Origin of the sequence: Fischerella sp. PCC 9605, from assembly GCF_000517105.1 — a bacterium.
Classification (GTDB): Bacteria; Cyanobacteriota; Cyanobacteriia; order Cyanobacteriales; family Nostocaceae; genus PCC9605.
In genome coordinates this window covers 2,187,393-2,200,118 of the sequence record NZ_KI912148.1, presented here as the reverse complement: position 1 = coordinate 2,200,118, position 12,726 = coordinate 2,187,393, and the positions used below count along the sequence as shown (strand labels likewise).

Below are 12,726 nucleotides of genomic sequence, written 5' to 3'. Positions count from 1 at the left end.
AAATTGCTATATCTGAACACAACTTGGTATAAGCACAACATCACATAAGTTCATAGCAAAACTTTTGTATCAAAACTCTGCTACAGGCGTGCGTTTACCTCCGCGACCCTCTGCGTTTCAAATGCTACTATTTTACGCAAAGCCGTACTAAACTAACGCCAATCATCCAGCACAAAAACATCAGGGCGATTGTATCCCGCTTCATTAGGTCTGTGCATTGCCACTCCAATGATTTCAGCACGAAAACCACGATCTCTGGCTTGTAATTGACGGATTGCAATATTCATGTTTTTGTATTCAACAGAGCGCTAGGTTCGATTTTATCCAGTCAAACGCTGACGTAACCATAAAGCTAGTAAAGGTAATGCTAGCTGATAGTGTTGTTCAGCACCGTAAATCAAGCCTTTGTGCTGAAGTCCATTTAGTGCGCCCTGAAGACTGCCGCCACGAGAAAGACCATGTTTTTGAATATACTCTCGGCTTTGGGGTTTCTCAGTGGGGTCGGTAGCCAAACATTCTAAAAGATGGACTTGATTGCTTGGGAGTAGCATTAATAAGGACTCAAAGATGATAGATAAATCTTTGAGCAATTCTGCAACTGCTTGCTGTACTTCTTGTTCAGTGATTAATCCATCGGGACGGCGCAACGCTTGCAGGCGACGAATTATTGCCGTGGCATCGCCAATGTGTCCTTGTACCGCATCTAGAAATAGTTGCAGTGCTTTTGAGCGAGGATCAAATGTTAATCCTACTGTCTGTAAAATCTCTCTTGCCCAGACTGCGACAACATCTTTCGCTAAAGGTGGTAACTGGACAATTTCCAGTGGATGGTTAGTTTCTTCAGAATGGTGGGTTATTTCGGCAATCGTTGCTATTAGCACATAATTTACATGAGTTTGTTGGTTAATTTCTCGCCGCAGTGTGTTTTCCCACAAACCATGACGATCCCATGAACGGATGTGGGGAAAACTCTGCAAAATCAGGACTACTCGCTTGTCTTGAGGTTCCGCTAAGATTTGGGGTAACTCAAGTAAGGTTTCAAATGCTTGCCATAACTGCTTTTGGTTAAGGGAGCGAATTAGTATCAGTTTGCCGCTGTTTGATATGGATTGATCCCCCCTATCCCCCCTTAATAAGGGGGGAACATCGCCCCCCATTTCAAGGGGAGTTGGAGGGATCTCTTCTGCGTGAAAGCTGAAAAATTCCTTACCGCTGTTATTAACCCAGTCTTGAATTTTGACTGCATCGAAACTTTGGGCGATCGCTTCTGCCAGCAATTGCACAAATCTCTCTCCATCCGTGGCGCGAATACAGTCTATCTCTAGTGCGATCACCCCCACTGCCAAAGCTGCCCTTCGTACCAAGGTACGCCGTCCACTTCCGGGTACTCCTGCAATCAGCAAGTCACCATCTTCTGCCAGAACCTCAACTATCCGCTGAAATTCCGCCGAACGTCCTATTAACTCTAAGGGGGTAGACAGTTCCAAGTTCACGCGTTTTTGCCTTCCGAATTTGAGCCTCACCTCTATGGCAAGCATACTCATTGCTTATACAAGACAGCAAGTATTGAAAAATATGATAACAATCATTTAATGATTTTAGTGCAGAATCAAGCTTAGCACTAATTAAGAGTGTTATATATAAGATAACACCTTTAAAAAGAATTAAGTTATGGTTCAAACTATATCTTCAGTCGGACTGCCCCAAGAGCAGCCCAAAGTTTGGCATACTTTAGAAACTGCGACAGCGATCGCCTACTTAGAAACTGACTTAGAAAAAGGTTTGAGTAGTGTTGAGGCGAAACGGCGGTTAACTGATTTTGGTGCGAATGAACTAACAGCGAAGAAAGGCAAACCTTGGTGGTTGAAATTTTTGCTGCAATTTAACCAGCCACTGCTGATAATTTTGCTGGGTGCGGGATTAGTCAAAGCGATCTCAGGCAGTTTTGTGAATGCTGGGGTGATTTGGGGTGTTACTACCACCAACGCCATCATTGGATTTATACAGGAATCCAAAGCTGAAAGTGCGATCGCGGCACTAGCCAAAGCCATTACTACAGAAACTACTGTGATTCGTGATGGTAAGAAATTACGCGTACAATCCCGAGAGTTAGTACCAGGCGATTTAGTCATGCTTGCCTCTGGTGACAAAGTGCCAGCAGATTTGCGGTTAGTGCAAGTACGAAATTTACAAGTTGATGAATCAGCACTCACAGGTGAGTCAGTAGCGGTAGAAAAAAATACCCAAATTTTAAAGGCTGACACTCCCTTGGCTGAGCGTAAAAATATGGCTTATGCAGGTGGTTTCGTCACCTTTGGACAAGCGATGGGTATTGTAGTTGCCACAGGAAATGCCACCGAAACAGGTCGAATTTCCCAACTAATGGAACGTCATACCGACCTTTCCACACCCTTAACTCGGAAATTTGATAAATTCAGCCAAAGTTGGTTACGGGTGGTATTGGGATTGGCAACCCTGACGTTTGTGGTGGGACTCAGCTATAGAGATTTGCAAGATGCCCTAGAAGCGGCTGTAACTTTAACCGTCAGTGCCATTCCCGAGGGACTACCAGCAGTAGTGACAGTAACACTGGCAATTGGTGTTTCCCGCATGGCGCAGCGGCACGCGATCATTCGCAAGTTGCCAGCAGTGGAGACTTTAGGGAGTGCGACTGTTGTCTGTTCTGATAAAACTGGCACCCTGACAGAAAATCAGATGACTGTGCAAGCAATCTACGCGGGAGGACATCAGTATGAAGTTACTGGTGTAGGTTATGCACCAGAAGGAGAAATCCTGGTAAATGACCAACCAATTAGCTTGAACAGCGAGAAAGGTTTACAAGAATGCCTGATCGCCGGATTATTGTGCAATGATTCTCACTTAGAAAAGAAGAATGGCAAGTGGGTAGTAGTTGGCGATCCAACAGAGGGGGCATTAATTACCTCTGCGAAAAAAGCAGGTTTTAGCCAGTCTGCCTTAGCAAACGAAATGCCTAGACTGGATGGAATACCCTTTGAGTCTGAGTTTCAGTACATGGCAACTTTGCACGAAACTCCCAGGGGTAAGATTATTTATGTCAAAGGTTCAGCAGAGGCAATTCTCAAGCGCTGTACGCTGTTGCTAAGTACTGATGGACAACCCCACCCTATAGACTGTGTAGAAACTTTTCGCCAAACAACGATTGAGCGAGAAGTGAATATTATGGCACGGCAGGGGTTGCGAGTACTAGCGCTGGCAAAAAAGTCAGTAAGCAACGATCAAATCACAGTAGATCATGGCGATATTGATACTGGCTTAATTTTTTTAGGATTGCAGGGGATGATAGATCCACCTCGCGAAAGTGCAACGAAAGCAGTACAAGCCTGTCAAGAAGCGGGAATTCAAGTCAAGATGATTACGGGCGATCATGCTGTAACGGCCCAAGCAATAGCTAGACGCATGGGAATTAATAAAAATGGTTCTGTTCTGGCATTTACTGGTGCAGAACTAGCACAGATGGATAAACAAGAATTGGCACATGTAGCAGAAGAAGGTGTAGTATTTGCTCGTGTTGCACCAGAACAAAAGCTGCGTTTAGTGGAAGCTTTGCAGTCAAAAGGCGAGATAGTCGCTATGACTGGGGATGGTGTCAATGACGCACCTGCATTAAAACAAGCAGACATTGGTATTGCGATGGGCGGTGCTGGTACGGAAGTTGCTAAAGAAGCAGCGGATATGCTGCTTACCGATGATAATTTTGCTTCGATTGAAGCAGCGGTGGAAGAAGGACGGGCGGTTTACAAGAATCTTTTAAAAGCGATTTATTTTATTCTCCCTGTCAATGGTGGGGAGTCAATGACAATTTTGTTAAGCACCTTGTTGTCAAGAGAGTTGCCGATTTTGTCGTTACAAGTTCTTTGGTTAAATATGCTGAATTCTATCACGATGACAGTGCCTTTAGCTTTTGAACCAAAGGCAAAAAACGTGATGAAACAGCCGCCTCGTCATCCCAACGAACCGTTACTTTCGAGTAGCCGGATGAAGCGGATTTTGGCAATTTCTCTGTTTAACTGGATTGTTATCTTTGGGGTTTTTGAATATATTGAGTACACCACAGGTAATTTAAATTTAGCCCGGACGATGGCGATAAATTCTTTGATTGCAGGGCGGATTTTTTATCTGTTGAGTATTAGTCAACTAATACCGAATTTGATTGCCAAGATGGATGGTACGATTGAAGAGAATGTGGATATTCCGGCAATTGGTTTTGGAATTGTTGGAGCTATAATTTTGCAAATCATCTTTGCTCACGTGCCTTTGATTAATCAGGTGTTTGAAACAGCGCCATTGAATTTTCAGCAGTGGTTGTTCTGTTTAGCTGTGGGTTCACCAATGATTATTTGGGCGGCAGTGGTAAATAAGATTGACCCTCCGAATTGAGGACTTAAAATTCACGCCAAGAGTATATCAGGGTGGGAGTAACCCACCTAATTTTTATTTAAATATAGAACTAATATTTTATTTTTGAAAAGATACGTAGGGGAGGCAAAAAGGGGTGTGGATTTTCCTCCCCCTTTATTGCCGTTGCGTTACGCTAAAGGCTAACACACCATTATAAGTTTTTGGTGCGAGGGGAGAACAGAAGCAGGGGAAGCTATTTCGGCAGACTCAAAAACTATTTCGGCGAACTCAAAAACTATTTCGGCAGACTCAAAAACTATTTCGGCGAACTCAAAAACTATTTCGGCAGACTCAAAAACTATTTCGGCGAACTCAAAAACTATTTCGGCAGACTCAAAAACTATTTCGGTGAACTCAGAAACTATTTCGACCTGCTGTCTGCACGTGCCGGAGAAGAATCTGTAATTGAAGGACTTCAAGCTGGGGCTGACGATTATCCGATCAAACCCTTCTCTGCCCAAGAACTTGTCACCCGTGTTTTAGCTCATCATATCTCGCGCATCACAGCGGGTAAAATTAGCCTGAATCTCCAGCCAGTTGAACTGCAAGGAGTAATTGAAGCTGCGATCGCCACAGTAAGCTGTTCCACATTTAAGTTGCATGATCTGGGCGGGCAAGATGCCCACCCCACAAGAGTTTGAAAAAATTCAATATGCAAATTAAATTTGCTTTAGCTTAAATCAAGCTCAAGCAACCAAAGACATTCACCTAGAGTGTATACTTGACCCTTTACCAACGACAGTCCAAGGCGATCCAGACCGATTACAACAAATTGTCTTAAATTTACTTACCAACGCCGTCAAATTTACTCCTCAAGGAGGAAGAATTAAGGTTCGTCTTGAGGGTAACGAAACTCAAGCCCAGATTGTGGTAAGTGACAATGGCGTTGGTATTAGTGCCGAGTTTCTACCCCATGTTTTTGACACTTTTCGTCAATCGTCAGGCTCAAAAGGCGGGCTAGGGCTAGGACTGGCGATCGCCCATCACTTAGTAGAACTCCACGGTGGCACAATCTATGCCGAAAGTCATGGAGTTGGGCAGGGTGCAACATTTACCGTCAAGCTGCCCTTGATTAGCGTTAATCTTTAAGGAAGATATAAAAAAATAATTAAAGTTTTATCGAAGAAGGGAATAGGGAACAGGGAACAGGAAACAGTTTTTTCTATTTTCTGTTCCCCTTCCGGGAGCAAGAGACCCCACTTCTATAAGTGCATGTTTTAGGTGGGGTATAAATCCCCAAGAGAAACCCTCTGTTCCCTATTCCCCGTTCCCTGTTCCCTCTTGAATAACAGGAAGCCATATAAAATGAATACATCAGATTACAACCCAGATTTTGAAGCTTTGTTAGATTACCTCAAGCAAAACTGTGGTTGCGATCTGACGAGTTACAAGCGTGCTTCTTTGATGCGTCGGTTCCAACGCCGGATGCAGCAGTTAAGAATTGAAAACTATACGAACTACTTGCAATATTTACAGGGACATCCTGAAGAGTGCACTCCCTTGTTTGACACTGTCTTAATCAACTGTTCTGGCTTTTTTCGCGATCGCGATGCTTGGGATTATTTAGCTAACAAAATCATTCCCCAAATCATTACACATAAGCAGCCGTATGAACGAATTCGAGTTTGGAGTGCTGGCTGTGCTTCTGGACAGGAAGTGTATACACTAGCTATGTTACTGGCGGAAGCCCTTGGCATCAAGCAATATTTGCAGCGAGTGCAAATTTTCGCCACGGATGTAGATGAAGATGCGCTCAAACAAGCACGGCAAGCCAGTTATAGTGAAAACGAGGTAGCAGGCATTCCAAGTGACCTACTGTCTAAATACTTTGAGAAAATCGACCAGCGGTATGTTTTTCACTCCAAACTGCGCTCCCCAATCATTTTTGGTCGTCACAATCTGGCTGTTGATCCGCCCATGTCCAAAATTGATCTGCTCGTGTGCCGCAACGTCCTAATCTACTTCAAACCCGAAACCCAAGCAACTATTTTGGTTCGCTTTCATTTTGCCTTGACTGATAAAAGCTTTCTCTTCCTGGGCAACTCAGAAAGCTTGACCAACGAGAGACCAATCTTCACCCCTATCAGTCTAAAGCATCGCATTTTTACTAAAGGGGAGAATCTGACTTTGGATGACCAGTTGCTGATCCGAACCAAGACTGGCAACAAGAAAGCTGTTGACCCTTTAAACACCCAGATCCGCATTTGGCAAGCTGCCTTTGAGTCTAGTCCATTTCCCCAACTAGTAGTGGCTCGCAACGGCTGCTTAATTATGGCTAACGAACAGGCTAACACCCTGTTTACACTGAAATCTAGTGATTTAGGCGCGCCAGTGCGAGATCTAGAGATAGGGCGAGTTGTAAATTCAATGACTTTGCTCAGACAGCTAGAGCGCGATCGCCGCGCGATCGCCTTAAAAAATGTAGAGTGGAAAACCGACGACGGCACAATTTATCTAAACATCCACATTACACCAATATCAGATCCGAGTCATACTCTCATTGCTGCAAATCTCACTTTTTTTGATGTCACCCACTATAAAGAGATTGAGAATGAACTTGAAAGCTCAAATATCAAGCTAGCAAGCCTTACCCAGGAACTACAGTTAACAAAAGATACATTAAATACTACTTATCAAGAACTATAGCTTACTCAAAAGGAACTAGAAACTGTACACCATGAGATGCAACTTCTTAGCCAGGACTTTCATCTTTAGAAACATACATATTTGGCGTAAAGGAAAAAAATTCTGCTATAGTCTGATACTTGATTGTTGAGCAAAACTTTCAAACGAAACCATTACTTAATGCCCATCTCAAGAACCCATCAGCAAACTTAACTGACATAGAAGTAACTGATGTGATGCACCCACTATTTGGGCGAAGGTTTGCAGTGATATCCATATCAACCCCGCCAAGTGGTGAGGGTCATGCGGTAGTAGCCTATCGAGGTCATATGCGCTTACGCATTCCTTTATCAGCAACCCAATTAGCTCTCCCAAAACAGTATTTACGTACTAAGCTCACATTAGAGAGTGTGACTGAGTTAGTCACGTTAGCCAAACAATGTGAGGTTTTATGTCAATCCCACCCCGTGAGATCTGGGAACGCCTCACCCCAGCACTCCAAGAAGTAATCACAGACGAACTACAAACCGTCTTCCAGGAGGTAATTTATGAGTACCTCAGAGCTAGTAACACTCCAACACCTGAACCGCAAAGCGATAATCTACATTCGTCAGTCTACCCCACATCAATTAATCAGCAATCAGGAGAGTTTGCGTCTGCAATACGCTCTGCGTCAGCGAGCTATAGAACTGGGCTGGTCGGATAATAACATTGAGGTAATTGACACTGATCTAGGTATTACCGCCGCCAGCGCAGAACAGCGACCAGGCTTTAAAGAACTGTTAGCCCAGGTAACTTTAGGATTAGTAGGGATTATCCTCTCTTATGATGTTACTCGCCTGTCACGTAATTGCTCAGATTGGTATCCCTTGCTGGACTTGTGTGGTTACAGAGGTTGTTTGATTGCTGACAGAGATGGGGTTTATGATCCAAGTAGTGCCAATGGTCGATTATTGTTGGGACTCAAAGGACAAATTTCCGAAGTAGAGTTGCATACGATTCGTTCCCGCTTAAGTGCTGGGATTCTTAGCAAAGCCAGGCGTGGTGAACTGGCACTCACCTTACCTGTGGGTTTGGTTCGTGATGAACTGGGAGTGGTGCAGAAAGACCCAAATCGTGAGGTGATTAACCGAATTAACTTAGTGTTTGAGATTTTTGGGCAACGTAAGTCAGCTTCCAAAGTGTTGCAGACGTTCAACAGTGAAGGGCTGTTGCTTCCACGGAGAAATCGCTTTGGTGATATTTTCTGGCGCAAGCCTAGCGTGGCAAGTATCATCTCAATTCTGAAAAATCCTGCCTACGCTGGTGCATTTGTATATGGACGTACACGTACTCTCAAACGTGGTTTGGTTTCAAATCAGCCACAACAAAAGCAATTGCCAATGGCCGAATGGAAAATCCGAGTCAATGACGTATATCCAGCTTACATCAGTTGGCAAACCTACGAGCGTAATCAGGCACAGCTTATGGATAATTATGCTGAGTATGACCGCAATAAAACTCGTGGTATCCCTCGCCCTGGTGCAGCATTACTGCATGGGATAGTTTACTGTGGTGAATGTGGTCACAAGATGGTTGTCCAGTACAAAGGCGCAACCCGCTATATTTGTAACTCCTTACGGCAGCAGTATCGTGTGCCTGTTTGTCAGTATATTCCTGCTGATGCAATTGATGAGTACGTAGTCAATGCCTTTTTAGAAGCTTTGTCAGTTGTAGAGCTAGATGCTTATCACAAAGCTGTCAAAACCCAACAGCAGTCTCAAGAGACAGTGGAACGAGCGCACTCTCAACAAATACAACGTTTACAGTATCAAGTAGCACTAGCAGAAAGACAGTTTAACCGGGTTGACCCGGATAACCGATTGGTAGCGGCCGAACTAGAACAGCGTTGGGAAAACGCTTTACGCGAACTAAAACTTGCCCAAGAAAACTATGCTCAACGTCAGCAGCCTCAAACAGTAGATCACCTACCAAAAGAACTCAAAACTGCTTTTATTAACATTGGACAAAGGCTCCCTGAACTTTGGCACAGTGGCACCTTGACACAAGTGCAAAAAAAAATCTCTGCTACGCTGCCTCATTGATAAGGTCGTCATTCATCGTGTTGCACGTGATACAGTTCGCACTCGGATTATTTGGAAAGGTGGTGACACTACTAATGTTGACCTGCCAATCCCAGTTGGTTCATTGGCTGAACTCACCAATGCCCAGGAATTGGAAACTCAGGTTGTTAGTTTGAGCCAACAAAGTATTGATGACCAAGTTATCGCTCAACAACTGACGGCACAAGGTTATCGATCGCCACTATGCAAAACTCTCCTGCCCAGTACAGTCAAAACTATCCGGCTTAAACATCATATTTTTCAAAACCGTAGCCAGTCTCATCCCCGCGAGATTTCGGGTTATCTTACGGTTCCTCAAGTTGCCCAGTCTTTAGAACTTTCACCCCACTGGATCTACGATCGCATTCATAACGGAACGATCGCCATTAGCAAGGATGAATCAACCGGGCTTTATCTGTTTCCTAACCTTCCCGATACACTCTTACAATTCCAAAAGCTCAAAGCTGGAGAACTCCAGAACTTGCGTTTTTGAAAGGAGTATCAAGATGCCCAATCAAATGACGAATCGCACCATTTATCAACCACCTGTAGATAAACTGCTGACCTTCGGTAATTGTCATACAATTACAAGCAAGTATGACTATATCGCAGAATTAAGTCTGGGTACAGAACACATCCCTGATTTAATCAGGATGGCAGTAGATCAAGAGTTGAATGGGGCAGATTCTGCAAGTTTGGAGGTTTGGGCCCCTATCCATGCATGGCGTGCATTGGGGCAATTGCAGGCAGAAGCAGCAATAGAACCATTGATGCATCTATTTCATCAACTGGAAGATAGCGACTGGGTAAACGAAGAGATGCCAAAAGTTTACGGCATGATTGGTGCAGTTGCTATCCCTAAATTACAAACGTATTTAGCTGATGAATCGCACGGAGTTTTTCCGCGTATTACCGCTATCAACAGCTTAGAAGAAATTTGTAAACAGCATCCCAATACACGTCAAAAATGTATTGATGTACTGACTCAACAACTGAAAATTTTTGATAAAAACCCTAAAGAACTCAATGGTTTTATTGTTGCTTCATTGCTTGAGTTACAAGCAGTAGAATCAGCAGCAGTAATTAAAAGTGCTTTTGTCGCGCAAAGTGTGCCTGAAGAGATAGCAGGTACTTGGGATGATGTATGTGAAAGTTTGGGTGTCACTTCCGATGAGATACCACTGTTTACCGATGTGAGTTCGGATACAGTACCCCAAGCTGAGAATATTGATTTAAATGATAAACAACAGTTTGAAGAAGTAATTATTGATGATATTCAGAAAATAGAAAATATAGCCACAGAAGAAGTTTTGCAGACAGAGAATTTTTGTTCTGACAATGAACAAAAGCTTGAAGATGAAATTGCTGATGATGTTCAGCACATAGAGGATGTAGTTGCAGATAAAGTTCAGCAACCTTTTGATGTGGTTATTAATGATGTCGCAAAATTTGTGAATATATCCTCAAATGATGTACAACTAATTGAAGATGTTACCTCTGATGTAAAGCCAGAAATTCTGCAAAATGTTGAATCTACCACTACAAATGATCAACCACAATCTGGAAGTAAAAATTCTGTTGATGAGCAAGAAATTGCAGCTGCCACTTTAAAAGTAGAGACGAGCCAATTAAAATCAGAAGCATCACCTTTATCTGTTGAAAATGTAGAAAAGACAATGTCTCTTCAAGCATTACCAAGTAAAGGTTTTGGTCGTGTTGCTACTTCACAAAGTAAATCAAAAAATTCTAAAAAGAAGAAGCGGTGATCTATTAATTTTCGCGTTACATAATGCAATCAAGCAGATATTAAAAAAATCCCAAATCTAGTAAATCATTAATAACTGCCTCTGCCTGATTGCTACTTTACCCGATTGGCTTTAATCCTCAGAAAAGCGATCGCCCTCAAACATAAACGTACCATTCATGTCTAGCAGAACAACCTTAAATCTCTCAAGTAAATTCATTTAATGCTTTTTCTATACAACAGGTGCTGATATCACACCCCTTGCTTCTAAAACTGCTGCAACTCGTAAAATTAGTTCTTCATGATAGGGTGCGGCTACTAATTGTACTCCCAACGGTAAAGCATTTGAGCGTTGAATTGGCACTGATAAAACAGGCAAACCAATGAATGATAATGGTTGAGTAAATAATCCTAAATGAGGACGGACGAGAATTTCTTCACCGTCTAAAATCATGGTTTGTTGTCCAATTAATGGTGCAGAAATTGGTGTAGTTGGGGCAATAATTACATCTACCTTCTGAAAGATTTCGCGAACTCTATCTTGAAACCATCTCCTAAATCGCTGCGCTTGGATGTACCAACTACTAGGAATTAACGCACCCGCAAGAAAGCGATCGCGCGTCGCTGGATCGAAGTCTTGCGGACGTTGACGCAACTTCTCCAAATGCAGATTTGCCCCCTCACAAGCTGTAATTACAAACGCTGCGGCACGGGCGCGATGTGCTTCAGGTATAGTTACATACTCAGCGACGTTCAAAGCATCTGCTACTTTTTGCACTGCTTCCAAAGCTTCAACATTTGCTCCTTTACGGAAATAATCATCGGCGATCGCAATTCTGATACCATCTATATTTTGTAGAGACGCGCCATGGCGCGTCTCTACAGGTGGACGTTTTGTACAAACCGGATCGCGTTCATCTTCTGTTTGCAGCACATCAAAAGCTGTGGCAATATCCCGTACTGAACGGGCAAAGGGGCCGATGTGGTCAAAACTGCTGGAAAATAAAGCTACGCCAGCACGAGATAACCTTCCATAAGTTGGTTTGAAACCAAAAACGCCACACAAAGCAGCGGGTACACGAATTGAACCATTAGTATCAGAACCCAGTGTCAGCGGAACCAACCCAGCAGCCACCGCCGCCGCCGAACCACCCGACGAACCACCAGCTACCCGTTTGAGATCGTGGGGGTTATGAGTAGCACCATAATGGAAGTTTTCCGTCACAAACCCATAGGCGTACTCATCCATATTTAATGCGCCTACAAGTATCCCACCTGCTTGTTTCAATCGTGCTACCGCCGTTGCATCTTGATTTGCTAGTGGGTTTTCAGCATTGATTTTTGCACCTACAAGCGTCGTGATTCCAGCAATATCGAAAAGATTTTTAACGGCGAAAGGTACACCAGCAAGTAACCCCGGATTTTTACCTTGGGCAATTTCTCTGTCAATTCTGTCTGCATCTGCTAAAGCAGTTTCAGCTGTCACTGCGGTAAAACAGTTGAGTTCGCGATCTCGGGCTGCAATTCTTTGTAAGGCAGCTTTTGTAACTTCTACCGCGCTAATTTTACCTTGGCGCACTGCTGTGGCGATAGATACAGCATCTGCTGAATCTAGATTCATGGTTCAAACACGGGTGCTACTTCAACTTCTTCAGGTAGAGGAAAGGAATTTACCACTTGGGCGATCGCTCTAATTCTCTCAAAATTTGCTACCACCCCATCCCGATACTCATCAGGCAATTGTAAATCCAACAACGCAGCCATTTGTTCAACATATTCACCTGCATCAAAACCTTGACTTTCCATCTTCTTACC

The 12,726-nt window shown here is 43.5% G+C and carries 10 protein-coding genes and 1 pseudogene; 7 read left to right on the top strand and 4 right to left on the bottom strand.

Annotation, left to right across the window (positions count from 1 at the left end):
- Positions 1 to 152: 152 nt before the first annotated feature.
- Complete coding sequence (locus tag FIS9605_RS46075) at positions 153 to 287, bottom strand: hypothetical protein (RefSeq protein ID WP_269321030.1); 135 nt, start codon at positions 285 to 287, stop codon at positions 153 to 155.
- Positions 288 to 320: 33 nt separating this feature from the next.
- Complete coding sequence (locus tag FIS9605_RS0112020; protein WP_026732803.1) at positions 321 to 1,493, bottom strand: hypothetical protein; 1,173 nt, start codon at positions 1,491 to 1,493, stop codon at positions 321 to 323.
- Between the two features lie 178 nt (positions 1,494 to 1,671).
- Between FIS9605_RS0112020 and FIS9605_RS0112015 the strand changes: the two genes are divergently transcribed.
- From FIS9605_RS0112015 to FIS9605_RS0111990, 7 genes and pseudogenes are all read left to right on the top strand, one after another.
- Complete coding sequence (locus tag FIS9605_RS0112015) at positions 1,672 to 4,419, top strand: HAD-IC family P-type ATPase (protein WP_026732802.1); 2,748 nt, start codon at positions 1,672 to 1,674, stop codon at positions 4,417 to 4,419.
- A gap of 392 nt (positions 4,420 to 4,811) precedes the next feature.
- Positions 4,812 to 5,529, top strand: a pseudogene (locus tag FIS9605_RS46420) (hybrid sensor histidine kinase/response regulator); the annotation flags it as partial.
- Between the two features lie 216 nt (positions 5,530 to 5,745).
- Complete coding sequence (locus FIS9605_RS0112000; RefSeq protein WP_026732799.1) at positions 5,746 to 7,086, top strand: CheR family methyltransferase; 1,341 nt, start codon at positions 5,746 to 5,748, stop codon at positions 7,084 to 7,086.
- Between the two features lie 119 nt (positions 7,087 to 7,205).
- Positions 7,206 to 7,574, top strand: coding sequence for a hypothetical protein (locus tag FIS9605_RS43990; RefSeq protein ID WP_197036026.1), 369 nt, complete (start codon positions 7,206 to 7,208; stop codon positions 7,572 to 7,574).
- Positions 7,575 to 7,613: 39 nt separating this feature from the next.
- A complete protein-coding gene (locus FIS9605_RS36900) occupies positions 7,614 to 9,149 on the top strand; it encodes a recombinase family protein (protein WP_231510305.1) in 1,536 nt (511 codons plus the stop codon).
- A gap of 103 nt (positions 9,150 to 9,252) precedes the next feature.
- Positions 9,253 to 9,660, top strand: a complete 408-nt coding sequence (locus FIS9605_RS45145) for a hypothetical protein (RefSeq protein WP_231510304.1) — start codon at positions 9,253 to 9,255, stop codon at positions 9,658 to 9,660.
- A gap of 13 nt (positions 9,661 to 9,673) precedes the next feature.
- A complete protein-coding gene (locus FIS9605_RS0111990; RefSeq protein WP_231510303.1) occupies positions 9,674 to 10,933 on the top strand; it encodes a HEAT repeat domain-containing protein in 1,260 nt (419 codons plus the stop codon).
- Positions 10,934 to 11,143: 210 nt separating this feature from the next.
- Here FIS9605_RS0111990 and FIS9605_RS0111985 read toward each other — a convergent pair whose 3' ends face one another.
- Together FIS9605_RS0111985 and FIS9605_RS0111980 are read right to left on the bottom strand one after the other, a co-directional pair.
- Entirely contained in the window at positions 11,144 to 12,532 is a 1,389-nt protein-coding gene (locus FIS9605_RS0111985) for an AtzE family amidohydrolase (protein ID WP_026732797.1), read from the bottom strand.
- Positions 12,529 to 12,717, bottom strand: coding sequence for a DUF4089 domain-containing protein (locus FIS9605_RS0111980; protein WP_026732796.1), 189 nt, complete (start codon positions 12,715 to 12,717; stop codon positions 12,529 to 12,531). The genes FIS9605_RS0111985 and FIS9605_RS0111980 overlap by 4 nt, the downstream gene beginning before the upstream one ends.
- Positions 12,718 to 12,726 lie beyond the last annotated feature (9 nt).